Annotated in this window: 22 protein-coding genes; 6 read left to right on the forward strand and 16 right to left on the reverse strand. The window is 44.5% G+C overall.

Annotation, left to right across the window (positions count from 1 at the left end):
- Positions 1 to 65: 65 nt before the first annotated feature.
- Positions 66 to 269: a CsbD family protein gene (locus EGV92_RS07015; RefSeq protein WP_131668505.1), complete on the forward strand. Its 204-nt coding sequence runs from the start codon at positions 66 to 68 to the stop codon at positions 267 to 269.
- Positions 270 to 398: 129 nt separating this feature from the next.
- Here the strand turns inward: EGV92_RS07015 and EGV92_RS07020 are convergent, their stop codons facing one another.
- On the reverse strand, positions 399 to 1,106 hold the full coding sequence (locus tag EGV92_RS07020) for a ZIP family metal transporter (protein ID WP_131668506.1): 708 nt from the start codon (positions 1,104 to 1,106) through the stop codon (positions 399 to 401).
- A gap of 478 nt (positions 1,107 to 1,584) precedes the next feature.
- On the opposite strand from EGV92_RS07020, the gene EGV92_RS07025 reads away from it, so the two are divergent.
- Positions 1,585 to 2,157 carry a PepSY domain-containing protein gene (locus EGV92_RS07025; protein WP_131668507.1) on the forward strand — a complete coding sequence of 191 codons (573 nt, stop codon included), beginning with the start codon at positions 1,585 to 1,587 and terminating at the stop codon, positions 2,155 to 2,157.
- A 24-nt stretch (positions 2,158 to 2,181) separates the two neighbouring features.
- Here EGV92_RS07025 and EGV92_RS07030 read toward each other — a convergent pair whose 3' ends face one another.
- The 7 genes from EGV92_RS07030 to EGV92_RS07060 form a co-directional block, all read right to left on the reverse strand.
- Positions 2,182 to 2,493: a YqfO family protein gene (locus tag EGV92_RS07030; protein ID WP_131668508.1), complete on the reverse strand. Its 312-nt coding sequence runs from the start codon at positions 2,491 to 2,493 to the stop codon at positions 2,182 to 2,184.
- A gap of 57 nt (positions 2,494 to 2,550) precedes the next feature.
- Entirely contained in the window at positions 2,551 to 3,171 is a 621-nt protein-coding gene (locus tag EGV92_RS07035) for a DNA-3-methyladenine glycosylase (RefSeq protein ID WP_131668509.1), read from the reverse strand.
- 172 nt (positions 3,172 to 3,343) lie between these two features.
- Entirely contained in the window at positions 3,344 to 4,057 is a 714-nt protein-coding gene (gene purC / locus EGV92_RS07040) for a phosphoribosylaminoimidazolesuccinocarboxamide synthase (RefSeq protein WP_131668510.1), read from the reverse strand.
- Positions 4,058 to 4,317: 260 nt separating this feature from the next.
- Positions 4,318 to 4,641 (reverse strand): hypothetical protein, encoded by a 324-nt coding sequence (locus tag EGV92_RS07045; protein WP_131668511.1) that lies wholly within the window; start codon positions 4,639 to 4,641, stop codon positions 4,318 to 4,320.
- Between the two features lie 238 nt (positions 4,642 to 4,879).
- Positions 4,880 to 5,785 carry a 4-hydroxy-tetrahydrodipicolinate synthase gene (gene dapA, locus EGV92_RS07050; RefSeq protein WP_131668512.1) on the reverse strand — a complete coding sequence of 302 codons (906 nt, stop codon included), beginning with the start codon at positions 5,783 to 5,785 and terminating at the stop codon, positions 4,880 to 4,882.
- Positions 5,786 to 6,007: 222 nt separating this feature from the next.
- Positions 6,008 to 7,141, reverse strand: a complete 1,134-nt coding sequence (locus tag EGV92_RS07055) for a metallophosphoesterase family protein (RefSeq protein WP_131668513.1) — start codon at positions 7,139 to 7,141, stop codon at positions 6,008 to 6,010.
- A gap of 259 nt (positions 7,142 to 7,400) precedes the next feature.
- Positions 7,401 to 8,843 carry a Do family serine endopeptidase gene (locus EGV92_RS07060; RefSeq protein WP_131668514.1) on the reverse strand — a complete coding sequence of 481 codons (1,443 nt, stop codon included), beginning with the start codon at positions 8,841 to 8,843 and terminating at the stop codon, positions 7,401 to 7,403.
- A gap of 1,204 nt (positions 8,844 to 10,047) precedes the next feature.
- Here EGV92_RS07060 and EGV92_RS07065 point away from each other — a divergent pair.
- Positions 10,048 to 12,303 (forward strand): cation:proton antiporter, encoded by a 2,256-nt coding sequence (locus tag EGV92_RS07065; RefSeq protein ID WP_131668515.1) that lies wholly within the window; start codon positions 10,048 to 10,050, stop codon positions 12,301 to 12,303.
- Positions 12,304 to 12,429: 126 nt separating this feature from the next.
- On the opposite strand, the gene tmk is transcribed toward EGV92_RS07065, so the two are convergent.
- The 5 genes from tmk to EGV92_RS07090 all read right to left on the reverse strand — a co-directional run bounded on the left by tmk (position 12,430) and on the right by EGV92_RS07090 (position 17,113).
- The gene (tmk, locus tag EGV92_RS07070) at positions 12,430 to 13,074 is read right to left on the reverse strand and encodes a dTMP kinase (protein WP_131668516.1); all 645 of its coding nucleotides are present in this window, start codon (positions 13,072 to 13,074) and stop codon (positions 12,430 to 12,432) included.
- A 191-nt stretch (positions 13,075 to 13,265) separates the two neighbouring features.
- Complete coding sequence (gene mltG, locus EGV92_RS07075; protein WP_242678643.1) at positions 13,266 to 14,621, reverse strand: endolytic transglycosylase MltG; 1,356 nt, start codon at positions 14,619 to 14,621, stop codon at positions 13,266 to 13,268.
- An 87-nt stretch (positions 14,622 to 14,708) separates the two neighbouring features.
- Positions 14,709 to 16,046, reverse strand: coding sequence for a type II restriction enzyme (locus EGV92_RS07080; protein WP_131668517.1), 1,338 nt, complete (start codon positions 16,044 to 16,046; stop codon positions 14,709 to 14,711).
- Positions 16,039 to 16,878 (reverse strand): DNA adenine methylase, encoded by an 840-nt coding sequence (locus EGV92_RS07085; protein WP_207401751.1) that lies wholly within the window; start codon positions 16,876 to 16,878, stop codon positions 16,039 to 16,041. The genes EGV92_RS07080 and EGV92_RS07085 overlap by 8 nt, the downstream gene beginning before the upstream one ends.
- Complete coding sequence (locus EGV92_RS07090; protein ID WP_131668519.1) at positions 16,859 to 17,113, reverse strand: helix-turn-helix domain-containing protein; 255 nt, start codon at positions 17,111 to 17,113, stop codon at positions 16,859 to 16,861. The genes EGV92_RS07085 and EGV92_RS07090 overlap by 20 nt, the downstream gene beginning before the upstream one ends.
- A 319-nt stretch (positions 17,114 to 17,432) precedes the next feature.
- On the opposite strand from EGV92_RS07090, the gene EGV92_RS07095 reads away from it, so the two are divergent.
- Positions 17,433 to 18,254, forward strand: coding sequence for a DNA-methyltransferase (locus tag EGV92_RS07095; protein WP_131668520.1), 822 nt, complete (start codon positions 17,433 to 17,435; stop codon positions 18,252 to 18,254).
- Between the two features lie 19 nt (positions 18,255 to 18,273).
- Here the strand turns inward: EGV92_RS07095 and EGV92_RS07100 are convergent, their stop codons facing one another.
- Together EGV92_RS07100 and EGV92_RS07105 are read right to left on the reverse strand one after the other, a co-directional pair.
- Positions 18,274 to 19,461, reverse strand: coding sequence for an aminotransferase class IV (locus tag EGV92_RS07100; protein ID WP_242678644.1), 1,188 nt, complete (start codon positions 19,459 to 19,461; stop codon positions 18,274 to 18,276).
- A 25-nt stretch (positions 19,462 to 19,486) separates the two neighbouring features.
- Complete coding sequence (locus tag EGV92_RS07105) at positions 19,487 to 20,233, reverse strand: hypothetical protein (protein ID WP_242678645.1); 747 nt, start codon at positions 20,231 to 20,233, stop codon at positions 19,487 to 19,489.
- A gap of 416 nt (positions 20,234 to 20,649) precedes the next feature.
- Between EGV92_RS07105 and aroE the strand changes: the two genes are divergently transcribed.
- Positions 20,650 to 21,480 (forward strand): shikimate dehydrogenase, encoded by an 831-nt coding sequence (gene aroE / locus EGV92_RS07110; protein ID WP_131668521.1) that lies wholly within the window; start codon positions 20,650 to 20,652, stop codon positions 21,478 to 21,480.
- 9 nt (positions 21,481 to 21,489) lie between these two features.
- Here aroE and EGV92_RS07115 read toward each other — a convergent pair whose 3' ends face one another.
- On the reverse strand, positions 21,490 to 22,617 hold the full coding sequence (locus tag EGV92_RS07115) for an FUSC family protein (protein ID WP_131668522.1): 1,128 nt from the start codon (positions 22,615 to 22,617) through the stop codon (positions 21,490 to 21,492).
- A 758-nt stretch (positions 22,618 to 23,375) separates the two neighbouring features.
- Here EGV92_RS07115 and EGV92_RS07120 point away from each other — a divergent pair.
- On the forward strand, positions 23,376 to 25,196 hold the full coding sequence (locus EGV92_RS07120; RefSeq protein WP_131668523.1) for an acyl-CoA dehydrogenase C-terminal domain-containing protein: 1,821 nt from the start codon (positions 23,376 to 23,378) through the stop codon (positions 25,194 to 25,196).
- The last annotated feature ends 30 nt before the right edge of the window (positions 25,197 to 25,226 follow it).

Consider the following 25,226-nt stretch of genomic DNA (forward strand, 5'->3'; position numbering starts at 1 on the left):
CTAGACCTAGAACGGTCAGTTACTACTGACTAGCAGATATATTTAATAGATAAGGAACCCTTATTATGAATAAAGAGACATTTAAAGGTGACTGGAACCAATTAAAAGGCTCTGTAAAACAAAAATGGGCCGACTTGACCGATGATGACATGACCCATATCGAAGGTAGCTTTGATAAATTAGTGGGTAAAGTTCAAGAGCGTTATGGTCAGGCCAAAGAAGCCGTAGAGCGTGAAGTTAATGAGTGGCGCAATAAGCACGACGTTTAGTCATAAGAGTTCAAGCTGAAATCAGCGATTGACTTAACTCACTACCACCAAGAGGTCACATAGCATGTGACCTCTTTTAGTAAGGTTCATTTAGCGGCTTTAGCGGCCACAAATAAACTCTACGGATAGCTAAATCATTTTTTCGCCAATGATACCTACTAAGAACCCCAATGAAGCACCGAGCGATATAATATAGTTATTTTGCATCTTACTTTCAGGGATGATGTCTTGGATTAGCAAATATAAGATACCTCCACTAGCAAACGTCATCAAATGCGCGGTTAAGTCGGTATGCTCCCGTAAAAAGTAATGCCCTATTAAGGCAGCAATAACTCCAAAAAAACTAAAAAAGAAGAATACTACTAGCGTCTTACTGACACTAATGCCACTCCTAACTAAATCGCGAAAAGAATTAAAGGCTTCTGGTAAGTTTTGTAGACCGATAAATATCGCTAGTAGCGTGGCCATGTCCGGCTCAATGGCAAATACCGCACCGAGCGCAAGCGACTCCGGAATAAAGTCCATCATCATCGCCAGTAAGGTCGCCTGCTGACCGCCTGATTTTGCCAGACGCTGATCAATGAGCATGAAGATCAGTGCCCCTAAGAAAAAGGAGGAAGCCACCGCAAATAGCGATAACTCTTCTAAGCCCTTAGGAATAAGTACTAACGCTACTGCCGATAAGATAATACCTGCGCCGAACGACATTAAAGTATGGATAATTTGTCTTTTTAGGGGGCTATCCTCGACATGATGGTCAAAGCTATTGGCAAGCAGACCACCAATAAAGACGGTCGCACCGGCAAACCCCGAAAACATAATTAGCTTGATTGGCATATTATCTCCATTGGTAAGTGCCGCCCTATTAGAGGCAGTACCTTAACACTCATATCGAATGACTGGAATAAGCGCTGCGTAGTCCTTAGGTAGTTTCGTTTTTTACGGGTCAGAAAAGCTTCAGCCGTTTTTAGTCTTACGGTAGTGTATAACGTTATAAGGTAATATTATCTGTAACAGACCTTATCTATAGTGCTACAAACTCTACTCATTGCTTAGATAATGAGCCAATAAAACCAAACAGTTTTGCATTTTTTTACAGGTATTGAACCAATCGTAAACAGCCCTAACGGCCTTCAAGGGCTATGATATTACCCAGTTAATCATCACTTTATAAATAGAGCTTATTATTAAGAAGATGCTGAATTAGTACATTATCTTGATACTTTGTTATTGATTATTTTTGGTAATCTTCAGCTTTATTATTGTTTTAAAGCGCCTATATTTTGGCGTTCTTTTTGTATTTTTAGGAGCTTTTATGAAACCTATTACTAAGTCTATGCTATCGGCAGCGTTGATCAGTGGCTTACTGGGTACTGCCATGACTCTGCCTGCTACCGCAGCTGATAGTATCGAGCAGCAAGTCTATCGCAGCCAAGACTTTGGCCGAATTGCACAGCACATTCGTACCGACTTACGTCGCCAAGGCTACCATGTAATGAATATTAAAGCCGATGACTATAATAATAAACCAGCACTTGAAGTCTACGCCAAAAAGGGCAGTCAAGCCTACGAATTTAAATACAGCTTTCCCCAGCTTAAATTACTAGAGTCCAAACAAAAAGCATGGTCGCAGCTGTGGCAAGACGATAACCAGCCCGATCAAGAAGACAAAATTAAAAAGTCGATGCTCTCTGACCCAAACTTTGAGACCATAAAAGCCAGAGCGATACAAAAGCTAGAAGCCATGGGCTATAAGGTCGATGACATCGATACTGATGACTATCAGCAAAAGCCTATCTTCGAGGTTGAGACCGAGCGCGGTGACAGAGAATATGAGATTAGACTGGCCTACCCAAGCCTAGATATCTTGACCATTGAAGAAGACTAACCCTAATAAACTGTTTTCGCAGTATTAAAAGTCTTCTACGGCGATAACATCATAAGCAGGCGTCTCATAAGGGTGCGCCTGCTTTAGCGCTGCTATAACCTTATGAATCCTCTCAGCTGCTACGACCATCTCTACTCGCCACTCGCTAACCTGACTAATAGCATCTTGGCTGCCAATATGCGGCTGACTACCGGCTAAGGGCTTAAATTGGCCACTACCCTGAACCTGCCAACAACAGTGTGAGTAATTACCAATCTGACCTGCGCCAGCGGTAAATAGAGCCTCTTTAACTGCCTCAATAGCCTCATTGGGGATAAATACGGTGAGCTTGTACATCATCATCTCCTAACTATAGTAATCACTAATATTATTAGCCTTTATTTTAACCAGCTATCATTTTTTGGATAAGCTTGGATGTTCGGACCAGACATAGCGTAGTAGCCAATCCTTAGCATCGCCCGCATAGTCAATACCGATCCGCGGTCTGAGCAGAACGGGCGGTGTGCAGCCATCTTCCTCCACCCATAGCCCAGACTCGGGCGTTATAGGCTCGGCATCAAGCGCACGGGATATTTGTAATTGCTGGGTCAGCTTGCCAGGACCCGCAAGTGACTGAATATGACGCAGTCGCTTATGCTGTGGCAAGCTCTCCTCTTCAGCAAGGTTATCACTGTCTTCAAGTAGAAACCCAGCTCGAATCAGTACTGCCTCAGCGGATTCTGCCTGCGCTGTGACCATATTAAGCATATGATGAATGCCATAAGTGAGGTAAATATAAAAGACACCGCCCTCACTATACATCACCTCGGTACGCTTGGTTCGTGAGCCAGCATGGGTATGACACGCCGGATCATGAGCGCCGATATAGGCCTCGGTCTCAGTAATGCGCATACGCAGCTCTTTGATGCTGCCGTCACTATCTTGTATACGTCGGCACAGTATCTTGCCCACTAAGTCAGCGGCTACCACACATGTCGGTCTTGCAAACCATGACGCGTCAAGGACATTACTCATCTTATTCACTCATTATCTGTAGCGACTTGTCAGCCAAGATTATGTCTCTTCCTTAATCCAAATACAAAAAAACTGAGCACTAAGCTCAGTTTTTAGGGATGCCGTAAAGATAGGGATAGCCGCTAATAGCAGCCTTGGTCTTTACCAGGCGTTATTTTTGCCTGCTTTACAGCTAGTCTAGTGGCACGCCGATACGCTGAGCGACCTCTTCATAGGCCTCGATGACGTCACCTAAAGACTGGCGGAAGCGATCTTTGTCCAGCTTCTTCTTGGTCTCTTTATCCCAAATGCGGCAACCGTCTGGTGAAAACTCATCACCTAAGACAATGCGGCCATGATAAACGCCAAACTCTAGCTTGAAGTCGACCAGCATAAGACCGCCTTGATCAAATACGGCTGTCAGGACATCATTGACTTTATAGGTCAGTCGCTGCATCTCCTCTAGCTGCTCTTTAGTCGCCCAACCAAGAGAGATACTGAGCGACTCATTAACCATAGGATCGCCCAATGCATCATCTTTATAGAATAGCTCAAAAGTAGATGGCGATAGGGCTTGCCCCTCTTCTAATCCAAGGCGGCGCACTAGGCTGCCAGCCGCATAGTTGCGTACGACGCACTCTACGGGGATCATTTCTAGGCGCTTGACCAAGACCTCATTTTCAGACAATTGCTTTTCAAAATGCGTCTCAACACCAGCGTCGGCCAGCTTTTGCATAATAAAGGCGTTAAAGCGGTTATTCACTTGACCCTTTCGCGCGAGTTGCTCCACCCGTTCGCCATTAAAGGCTGAAGTATCATCGCGAAAGTGTAAAATTAGAAAGTCATTGTCATCAGTCTCATAGACAGACTTTGCTTTACCTTTATACAGCAGTTGTTGTTTTTGCATCACCCAGGTCCTATTTGTGTCACGTCGAAAGTGGATAGTCGATAGACTAGTTACTAATTAATTAAGACTGTTCCTAACTGAGACAGTGAATAATTAAAATAGTTGTTAATTAAATGGTTAATAGCGTTACGATGTGGTCTGACCAGCGTCTCTTTATCCGCTATTTAGCCCTTACTATATCGTCCGCTTAGGATATTTGCCTAGTCATGGTGACTATCATCACAACATGAGCCTCCTAGAGGTTCGATATTACTAACCGCTTACTGCTCGTCGGTCGCTGTAGGAACAGCGACGGCACGCTCAGGAGCTGGTAGTTTATACTGCTTGCCAGACTCATTGCTCAGTGTCAAAGTATTCGCCCCGACCTTTGGCGTTGGATATAAAGGCACGAATGGAGCGCTCTTTTGATCAGCCGGTAGCGTTAAGGGGGCGAGCTTTTGGCTCTTTTGATAAGTCAGGCTACCATTATCGCGCTTGCCAAGCCAACCCTTAGTCGCCTGACAGCCCGTTAGCACCAGAGTGCTACTCAGCGCAATCGTTAGGATAGTCGCCAGCGGTCTTGCTATTGTAAATGTAGCCTTCATTGCATCTTCTCTCAATCATGCTAGTGATAAGGATTCAGTCGGATAATCCGTCATAGTTTATGTCAAAAATATTTTAAATCAGTCACTCTACTAAAGCTATGCCAGTCTAGCTAAGACATCTTAGATAGCTTGACCAATACCTACCGCTTGCCGATAAGGGCCGAGTGACTTTTTAAGACTAAAACACTTTACAACACTACAAGCATTATTCTTAACCTAGCTTACAGTCAATTTTAGTCTATAACAGCCTAGCTTTTGTTAATGCGTCATCAATCTGGCTATGGTACTGCTCTTCAAGCCACACTAGAGGCAGACGGATACCTGTGTCTATTTTACCCATCTTATTAAGCGCATATTTGACAGGGATAGGGCTGGATTGGACAAACAAATCTTTGTGCAAATGCGCGATAGGGTCATGGGCCAATTTGGCCGCTTGCATATCCCCTTTTAGCGCTGCTGAAAAAGTCTCACTCATCGCTTTAGGCGCGACATTGGCAGTGACAGAGATATTGCCTTTACCGCCGAAGCTCATCAACTCAAGTGAAGTGCCATCGTCACCTGACAATACCACCATACGATCGCCAAGGGCAGCAATAAGTGCCTTGCCGCGCTCAGTAGACCCTGTAGCATCCTTAATAGCGACGATATTATCAATATCAGCCAACCGCTCTACCGTCTCTTGTGCGATATCTACGACCGTCCGACCAGGCACGTTATAGAGCATTTGCGGCATATCGACAGCTTCAGCGATCGCTCGATAATGCTGATACAAGCCCTCTTGCGGAGGCTTGTTATAGTAAGGGGCTACTAATAAGGCACAGTCAGCACCTGCCTCTTTGGCGTCCCGCGTCAGCTTAATAGCTTCTGCGGTATTGTTAGCGCCCGTGCCAGCGATGACCGGAACACGGCCAGCGACATAATCGACATAATAACGGATCAAATCGCTGTGTTCTTGCATCGACAAGGTCGCTGACTCGCCTGTCGTGCCAACTGCGACTAAGCAATGCGTACCTTGCTCAATCTGCCAATCGATGAGATCAGCCAAGCGTTTATAATCGACATCACCATTAGGATGCATTGGAGTAACCAATGCCACCATTGAGCCTTGAAGTCGAGATTTGATGTCGTTGAATACTGTGCTCATAACCTTGGCCTTACTGGTAAATAGTATCTTTTATAATGCGATTATTAAGGTGACTAGATTAACATTTATCACCGTGATTTTTGGAGTAATAGTGTATCATAATTTGCAAATATCGGGTGATTTCGGCAGATATTGCTGCTGTAAGTACCGCACCCCAAGCTTGCGACATCTCGATGATATCGTTCACTCTTTATTGATTTATCATAAGCGTCGATTAAGCCCCTAGCGAATCGTTAAGATATCAATGGTAGGCTTGGTCACACGAAACGGCCAACGGCTCATGCCCACTCCATGCGCGACATAGACCTGAGCCAACTCATGCTGATGCAGTCCTTGATGGCTCAAGTAAAGAGGGTGACGACTGGCGAGCGGCTTGACGCTAACGTGACTACCAGTAATCTCACTGCGTCCATCACCGGCAATTACTAACGGCCTCGGCTGCGTCTTTGGCAGCTCATAGACGCGATTGTAGTGCGCAGCGAGTATAATCACCGGCTTGTCTGCATGGACTATCTGCTGTTGAAGGCTCTTGGCATTTCGCGCCTCAGAGTCGATACTTAAAGTAGAAGTCGCTGTTTTAGACTTCTCTGAATACTGATCCTGGTAGCGACTGAAGGAGTCGGGGGCGGCGTCACGAGTAGCGGTTAAGGCGATGGCCTCATCGTCTTGCCAGCCGCATAATACAGCGGTAGGCGTCTGCAAGCATATCTGGCTGATATCAATAATGTCCAAAGCTGCAAAAGCTGTGCTTAAAGTATCTTCAAGTAGCGGCTTGCCCTGCATCGATAAATTCAAGGACTGATAGACCAGATCCGTGCGACTCATGACCGTATACACTGGCTTATTGAGGCTCTTAAATAGCATCAACTGACCAACTAGGTCAGCGCCGGGGTGATATAGCCAATCACCGGTAATCACGACCGCATCGACTTCCAAGCGATTTAAAGTCGACACCCACTTTTGGATATGCCGAGACTTACCACTATAGATGCCGACCTTTAAATTTGCCAGCACGGCAACACGCATAGGGCGCTCAAGCCCCAGATCGATGCTTTGCTCTTGACATTGCAGTTGGCTTGGCAATACTACGCCGCAATAAAAATACGCCAAGGCGCACAAACACAGCAGCAGTGCAAGCCACCACGCTAGCATTCCACCTATAGCAGTGGCAAGCGCCATGAGTGCCCACCACGGCATGGTAAACGCCGCATAATACAAGATAAGCTGCGCCCAAACCCACATAAAACGCTGCAAAGGATTGGCATTGAATGTCTGTAATAGTGACCACAGCACCACATAAGTCATCATCAGCACGCTGACAATGCTGCAGAGGTTGTAAAGAACGGGGTGGACCATACTTACCCTATTGACAGCAAAAATAATAACCTAGCAATAGTCATCCTTAAGGCAACGATGGCCTTGGTGCGAATCACTAGTATAAAAACACGTCATTATAGGGCGCGAAGGGTCATAACTACAAGGTAATATGCTAGTCACGACAATCACAAAAAGTCTAAAGGAGCTAAAAAGGGGCTTAACCACAATTGCCATACCCCTTTTGTAGACTGAACATCACTTAGAGTAGCTTAAAGACCTACCCTATCGTCAACGCTCATTACTCAATGCGTAGACCAATGATTGCCGGAATACCTTGGCGAATGATCTCTATGGTCACTACCCCTTGTTTCGGTAATGAGGATAACGCTTTAGAAAAATCATCGACATCGGCTATGGGCATTCTGTGCAAGTTGGTAATTAAATCACCGGCTTGCAGTCCAGAGCGAGCAGCGAGTCCTGTAGGATCGACGGCCGTTATCAGTACGCCTGTTTTGCCGACGGCTGCCAGCTCTGACTGCTCGTTGGCCGTTAAGTCGCGCAGGCGAATACCCAAGCGCACCGCATTGTCTGTCTTATCTTGACCTTGTGCCTGCACGTCATTGGGTGCTGTGCTCAAGCTACCGGATACCTGTAATCGCTCACCAGCGCGCTGAACTATAACTTCAAATGAATCACCTGGTTTAGCGCGGTTGATTATATTTAGTAGGTCGGCAGCTTGCTTTATCGTGCTGTCATTGTATTGCAGGATAATATCACCAGACTTTAGCCCCGCTCTTTGTGCTGGCGACTCGGGGGAGACGCGGGTCAATAGCGCACCTTGTGGCCGATCAAGCTGATAGGCTTCGGCCAAATTACGATCGATATCTTGTGGGTAGACACCCAAATAAGCCCGTGTCACCTCACCTGTACTCTTAAGTTGATTGTAGATATCCATGGCCGCATCAATAGGGATAGAGAACGATAGTCCCATATAGCCACCCGTGCCACTAAAGATCCGTGAGTTGATACCGATGACTTCACCACGTTGATTGAACAACGGGCCACCAGAGTTACCTGGGTTTAGGGCCACGTCCGTTTGGATAAAGGGTACGCTCGTGTCGCGGGAAAAATTGCGCGATTTTGCACTCACAATGCCAGCAGACGCTGAATAATCAAAACCAAATGGAGAGCCTATAGCCAACACTGGCTCTCCTACCTTGATGGCCTTTGAGTCACCAATGGGCAGCTCTGGAAATGCAGCGCCCGCAACTTTGAGAACGGCGACATCAGAGCGCTCGTCACTTCCCACTAGAGTCGCATCAAGCTCACGGCGATCATTTAAGGTGACCGTAATCTTATCCGCTCCAGCCACCACATGATGATTGGTCAGCATATAGCCATCAGAGGTCACAAAAAATGCGGTGCCATAAGCGTGTTCAATTGCCGGCGTTGCTTGCTGCTCGGGAATTCGGAGGCGATTACCAAAAAACTGCCTTAGTAGCTCAGCCGTTTGGGCCTTGGCCAGCTCAGCTTCGCTTACCGTCTTGGTGACATTGACACGTGCCACACCTGGCGTTACTTGCTGCACCAAATCCGAAAAATCGGCTGTGCTGATTGCCGCCTGTGCAGTACTGGTAATGGTCATCGGCACTATAGTGGCCGCGCTGGTGACAGCGACTAATAAGCTGGCGCGAAGCAGCTTTCGTGCACCTATCAAAGTAACCCGTGGATGAACGCTCATAGTTTCCCCTTTTTAGATACTGTTAACGCAAAATTAGAATAAGCCTGCTACAGTCTGACTTTTATCGCCCTTTTTCAGTGTTGCCCGCACTATAGTGCCAACTTGCGCTATCGGGCTTGAGCGGCTAATGATAAAATCGTAGGCAATCGACTATAAAAATGAATAGGCAAGGTTGTTATTACCATAAGAAGCTAAATATCGTTTGGCTTAATTTATTAAAAATGAATCTGTTATACCCTAGACGATATTTCTTTATTTTTATAAGTCATCAGACTCAATCAGTATGCCATGACTTTATTCAATCATTATAAATAAGCCTTGTATTTTTGTTAACTCCTAAGGCTTTTGTCATTTACAACAATAGCGGTCCTGCTAGCGGTCGTCTCATCCACTGGCAATTCATGCTATGATAGTAGCTGCTTAATGTCACTATAGGTTTGATTTTTACTTTAAAAATCATAGCGATATGATTTAAAAGACTATGTTTTTGTGAGGTTACTTTAGGTCTCTTGGGTCATAAGCGATTTTTAGATACTAGTATTTTATGGCTGCAATGCTTCTAGCGCGGTTTAGAAATCGCTGATTGTTATTTTATACCCACGTAACCCATGTAATCTTAAACTTATAAAAATTACGATTGAGTTGCCCTTTTGCTGCGCTATTATCTTGCTCTATTGCAACAGGATACCGACAGCTTTTTTTGTGATAGCTTTTTTTCAGCCATCTGCACATCTTCCTCCAGTAATCTGCCATGAAATAATCGGTGCATGATTATCTTAAACCATGCAGCTAGAGACGACTGTGCCCCAAATTTACTTACCCTTTGGTGCTATAGGGCATGAATATGCGACATCAAGATCTAAAGGCTTTCAGTTACTTATGCTGTAAGCGACTCACTTTTACAGTTACTCTGCACCCAGCTTAAGGTAATTTAACTATACAGTTACAGTAAGTAAGTTCATTATAAAAACGATGCAGCGGTATTGGGATGAATTTTGCAGCCTTTGTCAGCGTAACCGCAGCAAGCTAAAAAATTTATACCCGCTGCACAGCATAATACAACGACTCTATTTTATTTAGAATCGACTATATAACGAACGTTTAATAATAAGCTGATATTTGTACCTTCATCACGCTTTATCCTATCGTTGGTGAGTGACGGTTCAGACAGTTTGATTCATTCGGTTTATAAAAGGATCACTTTATGGATACCGCCCTATTATTGTCCGGCGTAGTAGCGCTGGGAATTGGAGCGCAGTGGTTGGCTTGGTATTTAAAGCAACCGTCCATTTTATTTTTATTACTTATCGGGATTCTTGTCGGGCCTGTCCTGAATTACTTTGATCCAGATTTGGTACTCGGTGAGCTGATGTTCCCGTTTATCTCCTTAGGCGTGGCCATCATCTTATTTGAAGGCTCGTTGACGCTCGAATTCGATGAAATCAAGCAGCATGGTCAGGTGGTGCAGATGCTCGTCTCGATCGGCGTGGTGATTACCATCGCTATCGTGGCCCTATCGACTTACCTACTCTTTGATGTCGACCCTCTCATTGCCCTACTCTTTGGCTCCTTGGTCTGTGTAACGGGACCAACGGTCATCGTACCGCTGCTGCGCAGTGTACGACCTAATAAAACCATCTCTAATATCCTAAAGTGGGAAGGTATTATTATTGATCCTATCGGCGCTATCGCGGTGGTTTTGGTCTATGAGTATATCATCTCAGGTGGTAAGGCCAATGGCCTGCTACTATTCGGTGAGATTGTCATTATCGCTAGTATTATCGGGATGTTTGGCGCATTTGTGCTTGCCAATCTAATCAAGCGGCATATGATTCCAGAGTTTCTGCACAATGTCTTTACCCTAGCGTTTGTGCTGCTGCTTTTCTCTATATCTAACCATCTAGAGCATGAATCGGGACTACTGGCAGTTACCGTTATGGGTGTGGCATTAGCCAACTGGAAAGGCTTCCCCCGTGATCAAATCTTGGAGTTTAATGAGTCGCTGACCGTCTTATTAATCTCCGTCTTGTTTATTGTCCTAGCTGCCCGAGTTGAGCTGCTGAGCCTTATGAATGTCGGGTTCGCAGGCTTACTACTACTCGCTATCGTCATGTTCATAGCCAGACCTTTAGCGGTGTGGGCCTCTTCTATCAACTCCAATCTCAAAACCAGCGAAAAACTAATGATCAGCTGGATTGGTCCGCGCGGTATTGTGGCTGCTGCCATCTCCTCGCTATTTGCCATTCGTCTGCAAGAGTATGATATCCAAGGCGTCGAGCTGTTAGTGCCGCTGGTATTCATGGTCATCATTGGTACAGTACTAATCCAAGGTCTTGGCGCTAAGCTGGTAGGTAACTTACTCGGTGTGCGCGAGCCAGCTACCAATGGTATCTTGATCGTCGGCTCCAATCCTGTCGCTCTACTCATCGCCGGCTCACTCAAAGAGCAAGGCTTTGATGTCGTCGTCGCTCATAATAACTACACCAACATTGCCAAGGCACGTATGAGTGGTCTGCGTACTTACTTTGGTAACCCTGTCTCAGACCACGCCGATCATCACCTTGATCTTATCGGTATCGGCCATTTATTCGCCATGAGTATGGACAAAGAGCTAAATACCCTCTCTGAGATTCATTATCGTCATGAATTCAGTGAACAAAAAATCTTCCGATTAAAATTCAGCGATGAAAAGGTCAAAAGCGAGCGCGAAGATAAGCAGTCAAACTTCCACTCTCAGTGGCTATTCGGTAAAGACGTCACCTATACCAAACTTGCGAGCATGCTCTCCAAAAAAGCCCGTATTAAGATTACCAATATTACGGACAGCTACAGCTTTGCGCAATATAAGGCGGACAACAAGCAATTCGTCCCATTATATACACTAGACAAAGACGGTAAACTCAACGTCATCACAGATAAATTTGAAGGTGATATTCCACGGGATCGCCGCTTAGTCGCTTTGGTAGTGGATGATGGAGTGCAACCAAAAGAGGTCGATGTCACAGCCAAGCAAGAGCAAGCCCGTGCCTTAGCAAATGCTAACTTTGATGCAGCGAGCAAAGCGCCAGAGAGACGCAAAGAAAAAGAGTTAGTTAGCGAAGCCGTCGTCGGCTCGACTTACACCAATGCAGAGAATCTAGGGACGAGTAGCAATAACGACAGTGCCGATGCATTAAATGTCGCAGCTAAAGCCAAGCAAAACTCAGGCAATGACTCTGCTAGCACGGCAAAAGTAGAGCCTAATGTAAAAGAAGCAAACTCGTCAAAACTGGCAGACCCTACCAGTACTACTGATGCCAATTCAAAGGCAGCGGCAAATCGTAAGGCAACTGGTAAAGCCAAAGCTAAGGCGACTGGCAATGGCACAGGAAAGCCGCCCAAAACGGCCACCGGCGCTCTGGATCCAAAACGGCTACCAGATGCTCAGCAAGATAAAGTCGACAGCAAAGATGATAACTGATAAGCCATTAGCCTAGTCGTCTCCTCTCCCTCATACAAATAGACCCCAGCCTTGCGGTTGGGGTTTATTATTGTCACCAACCATAGTTTTCTAGCTCTATTAGGATAACTAGGTATGAGAGGCGAGCTAGGTTTGAGAAGCTAAGGTCTGCCAGATACGGGTGGCCACCGCTTCAGGACTGCCTGAGGCATCAATACGAGTAATACGCTTAGAATCTTTTGCGGCGCAATAAGCAAAGCCCTCGTGCACTCGAGTAAAGAAATCGATGGCCTCCTGCTCAAACCTATCAGCCGAACTGCGCTTTCCTGCGCGCGCCATGCCTTCAGCAACCGGTAAATCCAGCCACAAAGTCTGCTCAGGTAGCTGAGGAATAAAAGCAGCAATCAAACCTTCGATCTTAGCCAGTACAGCCGAATCTCCCTGAGCACGGCCGAAGCCTTGATAAGCGATGGTAGAGTCGACGAAGCGATCACAGATGACCCACTTACCTGCTTGTAGGGCTGGCCGTATCCGCTGATGCCAGTGATCACAGCGCGCTGCAAACATCAGTAGCAACTCGGTATCGTCATCGATCACAGTTGCTGGATCTAAGAGCAAAGCTCGCAGCTGCTCTGCAAAGTCACTGCCACCTGGTTCCCGAGTACGAATGTAGTCAATACCAGCTGCCGATAGGTTGGCGCAAAGATGCTCAATAGCCGTGGTTTTCCCCACGCCCTCAGTGCCCTCAAAGCTAATAAAACGTCCTGATTGCACTGGGCTTGGCTGTGACATGTACGACCTTATCTATGAATGACTGAATACGGGTTAACTACGAACTATTAATAATGTCTAAAATCAGTTGAATAGTGGCTAAATAACGACACAAGACCAGACGCTGTCAATGCCGCACTGCTAGCACTACCAACCATCACCATCACTCGCCTACCGACGTGACGATGAGGCGTGATGGCTGGTTAAACCGCCTATTGCGCTGCCATATTCTGCCGTCTGACTTTCAGATACTCTTGCACTGCACGGTTGTGCTCTGCCAAAGTTTTGGTGAATTTATGACCACCATTACCTGTTGCTACGAAGTAGAGCGCATCACTATCCGCAGGGTGCAAGGCGGCTTCTATAGAGGCCGCTGAAGGTAGCGCAATCGGTGTCGGCGGTAGACCGTTAATCTGATAGGTATTATAGGCGGTTTTTTCATTGATGTCGCTACGGCGAATATTACCATCATAGCGGCTGCCCATACCATAAATAATGGTCGGGTCCGTCTGTAGGCGCATACCTTTATTCAGACGATTGACGAATACAGCAGCCACTAATGGGCGCTCGTCTGCAACGCTCGTCTCTTTTTCAATAATGGAGGCCATGATGAGCGCTTCATAAGGGCTTTGGTAAGGAAGGTTTGGACTGCGGTTTGACCACGCCTCATCTAGCGCTTTTTGCTGAAGCTCATACAGATCGAGCAATATCTGCTTATCTGTCGTACCCTCGCCATAATAGTAAGTCTCAGGGGCAAACCAACCTTCAAGGTTTTGTTGTACGATAGGGTTGTCACTGGTACGCACCGCCTCTGGTAGGATATCGCTAAGCTCTAATCCTTCGGTAATGGCACTATTATCCACCTGCCCTGTATCAGTCGTGACCTGATCCAATACCTCAAGCTTGAGTCCTGGCGTGCTTTTTAGCGTCTGATACAGATCAGATGCGCGCTTACCTTCGATGATCTGTACTTTGACCATCGCGACCTTTGCCCCTTGCTGCAAGATATGTAGTGTCTCGGTAATGGTCGGATTCGCCGGTAGCTTGTAGGTGCCAGCATGTAATGAGTCTAAGCCTTGTGACTTAATATAAGCCTTGGCCACGGTCGATGAAAATAGCGGAATCTGCCGTTGCCAGTCTGGCAGTAGGCCATAGTAAGTCTGCCCTTTTTCGATGGTCACCATCTGCTCAGGCTGATTTATACGTCCAAATAAGGTCTGATAAACCATAGCCAACAAAAATGCTGCAATCAGTGCCAATACGAGCAGAATCTGATAGCCACGCATCATAAAAAATGAGGATGACCGTTTTTTGGTTTTTTTGGTGCTCCTACCCTCACTAATAAGGGAGATGTCTGTCGCTGGTTTTGCTTTTTTTCTCGGCGTTACTGTCTCGCCTTGACTAGTACTAGGATTGGAATGAGAACTTGAGTTTGAACGAGCCGTGTCATTGCTGCCAGTCATAGAGGCTTTGCCAGTCTCTACTTTAGCGATATTAGCATCCGTGTTGCTGCTGATATCGACACTGTCATTGTTAGAGGAGGGTTTGTTCGAATTTGAATCAGTCATGGCAACTCACGGCGCAAAAGTTTGCTAGAATCTAGCATTGAATCGTCTGATTTTCAATGGGGTTTAGTTATTTAGAGCAGTATCTAACTAGCTTACTTTTATTTGAGTAATAATCCACTCAATCCAACTTTTTACAGTTAAACACCTTCTTGGAAAGGTATTAGAATCTGTGTTTAAGTTATCAATTTCACAGGATGCTACAACTTCTTTAGCTGTTACTAATGACAAACTACCGTTATTTTCAAGATAGGCTTTAAAAGTCTTGGCAAAGGGGGAACTTGAAAGTATAAGCTTAGCGAACTCAATTTGTTTCTCTGTAAGTGGAAGCTGCATTACCTTCAGCCCGAGCTCTGTTAAAGTAACAAATTTTTTATTTATGGATACTAAACCTAAGTATCTTGCGGCATTTGCATAGTAATCTGCTTGTCGTGAGGTAAAGTCATAAATTTCAGATATCTCACTCTTATATAACCCTGGTATGCTGTAGGATAAATCTTCATCGTCATAATCGATTGATTGCTTCTTCAATAACTCTTCACACAAATTGATAACTTTATTAAAGTCATCAGCTTGGGGGAAAGGTGCACCTTGGCTATTTAAAGGAGATAAATTTGATTGTAAAATCTCCTTTAAATAATCTAAAGTTAACTCTTTGTTAATAATAGAATATCTTTTAGATTTAATTAACTTTAAAGATAAAGGATCATATTCATCTTCAAACACATACTCTCTTAGATAAAAAATACCATTTGAATATGTTAGATATAAATTTTTTATCTCTTTATTTAAACTCTTATTCAGCCATGTTCTATATGGATAGTAAATCTGCCTAATAATAAAATCTTTTGATAAAGTATTTTTAGCTTCAATTAAATATATATTATTTAGGCCTTCATATCCTGCATCAATTTCTATTTGCGAATTTTTAACATTGAAGTCGTAAACTCTCGACTTCCCCTTAATATGAAAGTCGAACTCACCAGAACCCATCCTACCACTTATAGTACTGAAAAGATCTTCTTCTTTAGTGAAGTTATTAAGTATAGAGCACAAATCTGCACATAGCACAGATGAAGACTCACTAGTAATGAGATTGGGGTCGATAGTCTCTATATAGGGAGGAAACTCTACTTCTTCAATTTTATCTATTCTTTTAGGGGTGTCATAATCTTCAAAATTATGAAACATACTAAATCTACCAACCTTATAAGTACCTCTACTAACTGGTAAAATAGATAATCCTAGCTCTCTAAAAATTTCAGGCAAGTCTTTCCTAGAGTCAAACTTAGTCATCAGCCTTGATTGTCTAAGTTGATTTATTCTTTCGGACGAAATAATAAATTCATCTTCTATTTCTAGCTTCTCCAAGAGATTATCTTCTTCAAATAATTTTCTCCAAGCCACATCATTTTTATTATTACTCATAGTTTCTAACCAAAACTTCAGACACCTCACCACGCTTGCTGGCAACCGAATTTATACTTCTGCTCGCTCCAACCTCTATAATCTCGTAATCTTGATATAAGTCCTTAATAAAAGGGGTAGCTGAGTTCGATAAAAGGAATTTTATACCTTTACTATCTAACCTTCTGCAAACTTCTCTAAGCCTCAATTGCTCTTCTCTATCAAACCCACCTTCAGTATAACCAGTATAATTTGAACTTTTTGAAACTGGATCATACGGTGGATCTAAATAAACAAATGAGCCTTTACGCGCACCTTTCAAAGCCTCTTCAAAATCCCCACTCATAAAAGTTATATTACTTTCATTTAAGTAGTTACTCACAGCTCTTAAAACTGTCTCATTAATTATATTAGGATTTTTATAACGACCAAATGGAGTATTAAATTCTCCTGAACTGTTAACTCTATACAATCCATTAAAGCAGGTTTTATTAAGATAAATTACTCGAGACGCACGCTTTACTGAAGACAAAGCGTCGAACCCTTCTTGTCTATCAAGCGCTCTTATACTATAAAAGTACTCTGCTTCATTTTTATGTTTACTTAACTCTTCAATTAGCAATTCCACATTGTCTCTGATAGTCTCATATACATTAATAAGCTCAGCATTATAATCATTAATAATAGCTTTTTTAGGCTGTCTATTAAGAAATACAGCACCTCCACCTACAAAAGGTTCATAGTAGGTAGATATTTTTGTAGGTATTAATGGCTCAATCTCATTTATTAGTTGCCGCTTTCCACCGACCCATTTTAGAAAAGGCATCACTAATTTATTTCTCTTCTTTGCCACTTTTAACCTCTGTTTCAAATAAATTTTCATCAAATAACTGCGACAAGCTTATTTCAAACTTATCTGCAAATATTTTAATATTTACTAAGGCAGGATTTCTTTCACCACGTTCTATCATACTGATGTAAGTACGGTGAAAACCTGTCAATTCCGCTAATTGCTCTTGGCTTAAATTCCTAAGCTTTCTGAGCTTTCTTATGCGTGTTCCGAAAGCGTGTAAAATTTCATTTTCCATTTGACATATACTATATTTTGAATACAATAAGTCTACATACAATAAGTGTCATAACAAAACAACTAATATGATAAAAATTAATAATTTTACGATAAATATAGATCTTGTCCTCCACGATTCTGATGAACCTTTTAAGTCACAGAGCCAAACTATGGTAAGGGATGAGTTAGTTAGCACACTACGAATTATCAGTGAAGATCCTAGAATATTAGGACAAGCTGTATTGATTCCAGATAATTGCGAGAAGTATGGATTTTCCGAAGGGACGTTTGACTTGCCGACGTTGCTACATTTTTTAGCAGATATGTTGGAATAACAAATGCCTTGTAATTTTTATGAGAGCAATAATAACGATTTTATTTTGCAACAAGGTGACTGCTTATCTAAATTGAATGAGCTTCAAGAACCTATAAATATGATATTTGCTGACCCACCGTATTTTCTATCGAATAACGGTTTGACTGTAAAAAATGGAATTGTACAATCAGTCAATAAAGGCAGTTGGGATAAGTTTACTACCGACGATGCAACCTATAATTTTACTTACGAATGGTTAGCAAGGGCACGCAGTACAATGGCCGATAACGCAACAATATGGGTAAGTGGCACGCATCATAATATATTTACTTTAGGTAGAATATTGCCTCAACTGGGCTTCAAAATCCTAAATGTCATCACTTGGGAAAAAACTAACCCACCGCCCAATTTTTCCTGTCGTTTTTTTACTCATTCAACTGAGTTCATCATATGGGCAAGAAAATATCCTAAGGTACCTCATTATTTTGATTACGATTTAATGAAACAGCTTAATGGTAACAAACAGATGAAAGATGTTTGGCGTCTACCCGCGATTGCACAGTGGGAGAAAAGCTGTGGCAAACATCCGACGCAAAAGCCTTTGGCTCTATTAGCGCAGATTATTCTAGCCTCGACTCGTAAGGGAGATTTAATACTTGACCCTTTTGCTGGGTCTTCAACTACTGGTATTGCTGCAAATATCTTACAAAGAAGATTCATAGGAATTGATAAAGAGGTGCCGTTCTTAGAGCTTAGTCGATGTAGATATGAAGACTTACAACAAAAAGATCGAAAGGAGTTTTTTAAGCAGCATTTAAATCGTCTTTTAAATAAAGCTCGTTGAGAATAATTAGCTGCAACAACTATGTAATAACCGCGGTTAAGCTCTCAGAGTCGATAGGCAGCAGCCCTAATAGCATATTCTCATCTAATGCCAGTTGCGCTACTGGCATCACCCCGCGGACTGCATTGCAAAAGAACATCTGGGTGATATGCGGCAAGTCCTTATCTGTCAGGTAACGCTCAATGACCGGCTTTTCTGAATCGGCAAAGCCCTCAATAATGACACTACGCATGACGCCAGCGACTCCAGAGCGGGTGATAGGTGGTGTGTACCAATGGCCTTTATGAGCATGTTGGCTATCTTTTAACCGATAAAACACATTACTCATCGTCCCCTCAACCCAGTCGCCGCCCATATCCTTAACTAGACCTTCAGTGGGTGGGTTAAGGGGCGATGCTGACTTGCAGCGCTGAAGCTCTGCACTGGCCATCACGCTATCTAAGCGATTCAAGGTTTTCAGTCCTGCCAGTAGTGATGGCAGGCAAGCAATTTTTGAGGTCAGGCAGCTGGCTTTAATAGGCATCTGCATCTGCACCTCAGTAGCATCGGGCAGGGTCAAACTGGCGGACTCTGTCATTACACTTGAAGAGACGTTAGGCGCATCAGGACTGACTTGTAGCCAATACTCACAATCGCTGCCGGTCTCTAAGTCAGTAAAGCCATAACCACGAATTGATTGCGGCACTCGCGTGACGATTAATTTCATCACCCCCAATCCCAGCTGACGCGCGTGCTCGCTTAAGACAGCTTGCAACTGAGTCAGTAGCGCATGATCGAGCGCTAAGGATAAAGCCTGAGCGTGGGTGCGGATACGCTGAAGGTGCTTGGCTTGCCAGCAAATTTGACCTTTATCGACGCGCATCGTGGTAAAGAAGCCATCACCATAGGCGAGACCGCGATTTGATAAAGTCGGTAATTGCGATAGGCCGGTCGAGACGCTAGCCTGCCTATTAGCTGAAGGGCTAGCTAAAGGCTCAACAAAGGACTCAGTTGAGTTGCTAGTCACTGTCAGACGATAGTTCCGACTTTGCAGCTTTGCCATATCTGCCGCTGCAGACTCAGCCGCTACGCCCCCTTCATCGACCCTAAGGCTAGCTTCAGAGCTTGCACCATCAGCACTGCTAGAACCAGCATCAGCAGCAGACTGTAATAAGGCATTAGTGCTGCCAAAAAGAGTCGAGCTGGCATCGACCTTATCGTGACACATAAAAAGAGTCCTGTTGCTTTTTGAGCTATGCAGAAGGTTTCGCCAGTACCAACATACAGCTATAAAACTCGCACTTGGCCAGCTCCACTTTTTGTCCGCCTACCACTTTGTTTCTGGTGGTTTGACCGCCTAACATATCTGCGACGATGGTCGCTCCTTCATCGCCCATTATTTGCCTAGCGAACTTATAGGCTTTTTTGGCATGGGCCGTACTGGAGGCTTTTTCACCCGCTGAGTCTGCCGGATTGGCATAATACCAGCCCAGCTCAAGATACTTTTGTGAGTCGATGATATCTAAATAAGCGGCATCATCCGCCATAAAGCGATACTTAGTCGCAGGATTGCTGGCATAGTCCAGACTGTTCTTATCAGTGCTGACCACTTTACCAAAGGTCGCTTGAATCTTATCCAAATCATCGATATTGATAGTATCGACACTGCCATTATTCCACGCCGCAACGTTATAGCGAACTGGAGCATTTGAGGCATTGGTTATGGACGCATTGGAAGCTGAGACAGTCCCAGCACTAGTCTTAGCATTGGCCTGTTCATCTGGTGCCGTTGAGTCACTAGCGTCAGAGGACGTACCGTCTTCTGTTTTCGCTACCTTATCGCTAGCAGCAGCTTGGTCTTGGGCATTGTTATTACATGCCGTCAATGTCACCGCACCTATCATCAGGCAAGCGCTAACTATTGACTTTAGCAAAATTGGGCGAGACTGATGACGGCCGTTTCGACGAACAATAGCACTGTCATTGGATTCACTATTCATGATTTTCCTTCAATTTGATAGACAAGTGTAAGCAATTTAATCAAGGTTCTCGACTATCTTGTGGCTCTGACTTGAGACGCCGATTTAAAATAGAATATGATGCTGCTGGGTAGCTCAGCGAGCCTTGTATAGCAAAGCAGCTACCACAGTATTGACCCATGTCGTAACCAGTTAAAATAAGAGATGTTATATTTGCTATTATAATGTTGAAAATTAGCTACAGTTTACCCAGTTGCTTGGTTCTTGACCAGTGTTAAGGTTGCCATTTAGCAACGGTGCTTAGTAAATTGTGTTACCGAATCTCAATGCCGCACTTAGCGCTTAATGTAGCGACTTAATTTATTCTTTTATTCGTGTTATTTTAACTTTTTAATTATTTACTGCCGTGTTAGCGCGCAGCTGATTTGGATAAACTTGTGACCCAACATTTTATTGTCATTGGCAACCCCATTGCCCATAGTAAATCTCCAGAAATTCACCAACAGTTTGCCGCTCAGTTGGGGATCGATATTCGCTATTCAAGGCAGCTTTGTCCTGACAATAGTGATAGCTTCACTGCGGTGGTCGAGGCCTTTTTTAATGGCGGCGGTGTCGGTGCGAACGTCACCGTACCTTTTAAGCAGCTTGCTTATCAGCTGTGCCTCAATAGAGGTAGACTGTCGTCCCATGCCGCTGTTGCCGGCGCGGTGAATACGCTGCTGCTCAAGGACGGTGAGCTATATGGGGACAATACGGACGGTCAGGGTCTGGTCAATCACTTACAAGCGCTTGACTGGCCGTTAGCGGCGGCCAAGGTCGCTCTCATCGGTGCAGGCGGTGCAGCGCGAGGGGTTATTTTACCGATTATTGAGGCGGGTGTTAATACCATCACTATCGCCAATCGAACCGTTCATAAAGCTGAGAGCCTAATCGATGCCTTACAAAGTGCCGACCCTACTCTCGCCAAAGCTGAGCTACACAGTAGTGGCATTGACGAGCTTGACGGTCACTTTGATATCATCATTAATGCTACCTCTATCGGGCTGTCGGGCGCCACGCTACCTTTGCCAGCATCTCTAAGCTGCGACTATGCTTACGATATGATGTATGGCCGATCGCTACCATTCTTGCAGCACTTCGCGGATCTTGGTAGCGTCACCTCTGAGGGCTTTGGCATGCTGGTCGGTCAAGCAGCGTTAAGCTTTGAGCGTTGGACAAATAAAGCCGTCGATGTTGAGGCAGCCCTGCAAGCACTGCATTACGATTAGCTTGCTATTCTAGCGCCGCTTGTTGATCTCTAGCATCTTAGACTCTAGGACGTCCAATGGCCGCCTGATGGTTCGCGAATGCATTATCAGCCCACCTGCTAGCGCTATCAAGCAGCCCAATGCGGTATCAAAGAAGCGGGCTTGAATAAGCTCTTGATACACCCACCATCCTTGACTTAGCTCAGCTGTAGCATGATCACGACCGAACTCAGCGATAAATATCGTCAGCGGCGTGATAATGAGCACTGCTAAACCGTAGTGGCGAACAACCATCGTCTCTATCCAAAACATCATTAGAAATATAGCCGCCGCCACCCCGATTGGCGACAGTGACAACGATAACAAAAACCAAGCGATAAAGACCCCAAACGCTGTGCCTAATAAGCGGTGCAGCTGCTTGATCCAGATCGTACGTAGATGCATACCTTGCATAATAATAAAGCAGCTTACCGGGACCCAGTAAGGGTACGATAACCCAAGGTATAGGGCGATGGCTAAAGCAGCGGTTACGACGCTGGTAACAATAATACTTTCTGTCCACAGTGCAGGCTCGTAACCATAGTCAGAGCTGGAGTTAATCTCAGCCTCTTGCGCAGCCGAACGACGCTTTAGTTTAATCAAGACTCGGTTATAAAGTAGTGCCATTAGCCATGCAAAGCCGCTTCCTGCCGCAATAATACCGACATTGTGGGCTATCTGCGCTAGTGGTATCGGAATGAATAAAGCAATGGCCGCCGCCATCATCATGAACATGCCTGCTGGCGGCGGCAGTCGCCAGTAGCGTCCTGATATGACTAGCGTAAAAGTAATCATAGCGAAGATTGGCAACCTTAAGACAGGCACATTTTGAGCCAGCAGCCCCAAGCCAAAACAGACGCTCATCGCAATGGCGCAATAAAATAAGATAAGCTGCCGATAGCGCAAGCTGCCTGTATTGGGTAAATTAAGGATAACCATCGCGCCAAGCGAAGCCTGAAGCCCTACTGCCAACTGATCGTAGAAAGCACCAAAAAATATTGGCGCACTTATGGTAATCGCTGCCAGTAAAGGAAGATACCACGGCCTAGTGCTGGATTTGACAGTGAATAATAACGATATTTCATTAATAAGAAGCTGTTTGACTGAGGGTCGTGACATAAAATGACTTTGTTGCAGTGGTGGTGTTTTGACCGTATTACTTCAATGATATCATTTTAGAGATACGGCTTTGGCAGCTTTGTTGTGTTGACATATTCTCAATGTACGGGGGGTTAGCCACACATTTCAGCTCCTTGTTTCAGCCATTTATCTCAGCAGTTTACCTATTGCTGTCTGTCATTTTAAAGGCAGTCACTACAGGCAGCCTAGGCAATCAGCTTTACCCATTTTACCTCACGCTCTATTGTAAGCTAGATGTACTGACTCCATAACGTCGTCTTCAGCAACGACGTTTGACGCTCTCTTATTCATATAAAATAATGTTTCTATTCAGACTATTATTTATGAATAATATTTATACATAATGGGCAAAAAGCATAATACCCTTTATACTATTTTTATGATTTTGCTAAATGATTATTATCATCTGTATTTGCATATTGGGTTACCGATATAGACACACTGATGAATCATTAACAACGATGATAATGCAACTGTCATCTCTGCTTAGTAAGCTCTAGTTTGATTCTTTGAGTTATGACGACTCTCTAATACCTTTTATTCAATATTTTGCCGTACCATGCGCGCACAACGCTAAGCTATAGAGGTGCGCATAATGGAAAATGTACTTTTGCCCGTTTTACCCCATATTCTAGCCCACTGTTTTACTCAACTATTTAATTTAGCTGATTTGTCCAACCGTTCCACTTAACTGATTTATTCAACCGATTCATTAAATTTAGACAAGAGAGCCAACTATGTTAAGTTACAAAGCCCCTTTACGCGATATGAAGTTTTTGCTTAATGATGTGTTTGACTACCAGACACATTATAAAAGTCTAGATAACGGCGCCAATGCTGATCCAGAAACGATTGATATGATTCTACAAGGGTTTGCAGACTTTGCTGAAAACGTCTTAGCGCCTATTTATCAAGATGCTGACGCTGAAGGCTGTCACTTTGAAGATGGTAAAGTCACCACCCCTAAAGGCTTCAAGGAGGCTTACGATCAGTTTGTAGAGGGCGGCTGGCAAGGTATCTCATACCCTGAAGAGTACGGCGGCATGAACTTGCCTATGTCTATCAACCTCGTTAAATCGGAGATGATGGGTACGGCCAACTGGCCTTGGGCGATGTATCCTGGTCTGACCACAGGATGTATCAATACCCTACTACAGTATGGTACTGACGAACAAAAAGCGCTGTACCTACCTAAGCTGGTTGAAGGGACTTGGTCTGGTACTATGTGTCTGACTGAGCCGCAGTGTGGTACTGACTTAGGTCAAGTGAAGACCAAAGCCCTTCCGCAAGATGACGGTACTTATAAGCTGAATGGTACCAAGATCTTCATCTCAAGTGGCGAGCACGACCTAACAGATAATATTATCCATATCGTCTTGGCCCGACTTCCCGATGCTCCTGAAGGTACTCGCGGTATTTCATTATTTATCGTACCAAAATTCATTCCCAACACTGAGGGTGAAGTCGGCGAGCGTAATGGCGTTAGCTGCGGCTCTATTGAGCACAAAATGGGTATCAGCTCGTCTGCCACTTGTGTACTAAACTTTGATGGTGCGACTGGCTACATGATTGGGGAGCCGAATAAAGGCCTCAAAGCCATGTTCACCTTCATGAATACCGCTCGTATTGGTACTGGTATTGAAGGTCTTGCCCATACTGAGCTGGCTTTCCAAAATGCTTTACCGTACGCTAAAGAGCGCCGCTCTATGCGCACCCTATCTGGCACTAAAGAACCAGAAAAAGTCGCTGATGCTATTATCCATCACGCCGATGTGCGCCGTATGCTACTCACTATGAAAGCCTTTGCCGAAGGCGGCCGCTCGATGATTTACCATGCTGCCCGCTACGCAGATAAAATGGCTCAAGGCATCACTCATGGCGATGAGGCAGAGTTTGAGAAGTGGGATGACAAGCTAGGCTTTTACACGCCAATTCTCAAAGGCTTCTTAACTGAGCTGGGTATCGAAGCGGCTAAGCATGGTCAGCAGATCTATGGTGGTCACGGCTATATCAAAGAATGGGGGATGGAGCTGATCGCTCGTGATGCTCGAATCGCCACCTTATACGAAGGTACTACTGGCGTTCAAGCCCTTGACCTTCTTGGTCGTAAAGTGATCCTACAGTCTAAAGGTAAGATTATCCGTGACTATACCTCTAGTATCATGAAATGGTGTGGTGAGTTCGCGCTGGATAGAAACATGCGTAGCTTTGTCTGGGCTTTGACCAAGCTTTGTGCAGAGTGGAATACCTTAACCGTACGCCTGATGCTAATGGCACGTAAAGACCGTGAGATCATCTCAGCAGCGTCTGATGACTTCTTAATGTATTCAGGCTATGTGATGATGGGCTATCACTGGGCGCGCATGGCAGCGGTGGCGTATGATAAGCTTGAAAATGGCGGCACTGAAGCGCCAGAGTTCTATAAAGCTAAAATTCAAACAGCAGAGTTCTATTTTGACAAGATCCTACCGCGTACGTCTGGACTTGCTGAGAGCATGATGGCGCCAAGCGAATCTATGACCTCGATGGACATTGATAGCTTTGCCTTCTTAGATTAAGCAAACCTTGTAGCCGTGTTGTGATATTGC

Origin of the sequence: Psychrobacter pygoscelis, assembly GCF_004335015.1 — a bacterium.
Classification (GTDB): Bacteria; Pseudomonadota; Gammaproteobacteria; order Pseudomonadales; family Moraxellaceae; genus Psychrobacter; species Psychrobacter pygoscelis.

What these genes read in the sequence shown, in the direction of transcription:
- EGV92_RS07120 (WP_131668523.1), top strand. Translation starts at nt 23,376, where the DNA reads ATGTTAAGTTACAAAGCCCCTTTACGCGATATGAAGTTTTTGCTTAAT.
- EGV92_RS07060 (WP_131668514.1), bottom strand. Translation starts at nt 8,843, where the DNA reads ATGAGCGTTCATCCACGGGTTACTTTGATAGGTGCACGAAAGCTGCTT.
- tmk (WP_131668516.1), bottom strand. Translation starts at nt 13,074, where the DNA reads ATGTCACAGCCAAGCCCAGTGCAATCAGGACGTTTTATTAGCTTTGAG.
- EGV92_RS07080 (WP_131668517.1), bottom strand. Translation starts at nt 16,046, where the DNA reads ATGAGTAATAATAAAAATGATGTGGCTTGGAGAAAATTATTTGAAGAA.
- EGV92_RS07095 (WP_131668520.1), top strand. Translation starts at nt 17,433, where the DNA reads ATGCCTTGTAATTTTTATGAGAGCAATAATAACGATTTTATTTTGCAA.
- dapA (WP_131668512.1), bottom strand. Translation starts at nt 5,785, where the DNA reads ATGAGCACAGTATTCAACGACATCAAATCTCGACTTCAAGGCTCAATG.
- EGV92_RS07015 (WP_131668505.1), top strand. Translation starts at nt 66, where the DNA reads ATGAATAAAGAGACATTTAAAGGTGACTGGAACCAATTAAAAGGCTCT.
- EGV92_RS07030 (WP_131668508.1), bottom strand. Translation starts at nt 2,493, where the DNA reads ATGTACAAGCTCACCGTATTTATCCCCAATGAGGCTATTGAGGCAGTT.
- purC (WP_131668510.1), bottom strand. Translation starts at nt 4,057, where the DNA reads ATGCAAAAACAACAACTGCTGTATAAAGGTAAAGCAAAGTCTGTCTAT.
- EGV92_RS07055 (WP_131668513.1), bottom strand. Translation starts at nt 7,141, where the DNA reads ATGGTCCACCCCGTTCTTTACAACCTCTGCAGCATTGTCAGCGTGCTG.
- EGV92_RS07045 (WP_131668511.1), bottom strand. Translation starts at nt 4,641, where the DNA reads ATGAAGGCTACATTTACAATAGCAAGACCGCTGGCGACTATCCTAACG.
- EGV92_RS07105 (WP_242678645.1), bottom strand. Translation starts at nt 20,233, where the DNA reads ATGAATAGTGAATCCAATGACAGTGCTATTGTTCGTCGAAACGGCCGT.
- mltG (WP_242678643.1), bottom strand. Translation starts at nt 14,621, where the DNA reads ATGACTGATTCAAATTCGAACAAACCCTCCTCTAACAATGACAGTGTC.
- EGV92_RS07035 (WP_131668509.1), bottom strand. Translation starts at nt 3,171, where the DNA reads ATGAGTAATGTCCTTGACGCGTCATGGTTTGCAAGACCGACATGTGTG.
- EGV92_RS07115 (WP_131668522.1), bottom strand. Translation starts at nt 22,617, where the DNA reads ATGTCACGACCCTCAGTCAAACAGCTTCTTATTAATGAAATATCGTTA.
- EGV92_RS07065 (WP_131668515.1), top strand. Translation starts at nt 10,048, where the DNA reads ATGGATACCGCCCTATTATTGTCCGGCGTAGTAGCGCTGGGAATTGGA.
- EGV92_RS07090 (WP_131668519.1), bottom strand. Translation starts at nt 17,113, where the DNA reads ATGGAAAATGAAATTTTACACGCTTTCGGAACACGCATAAGAAAGCTC.
- EGV92_RS07100 (WP_242678644.1), bottom strand. Translation starts at nt 19,461, where the DNA reads ATGTGTCACGATAAGGTCGATGCCAGCTCGACTCTTTTTGGCAGCACT.
- EGV92_RS07025 (WP_131668507.1), top strand. Translation starts at nt 1,585, where the DNA reads ATGAAACCTATTACTAAGTCTATGCTATCGGCAGCGTTGATCAGTGGC.
- EGV92_RS07020 (WP_131668506.1), bottom strand. Translation starts at nt 1,106, where the DNA reads ATGCCAATCAAGCTAATTATGTTTTCGGGGTTTGCCGGTGCGACCGTC.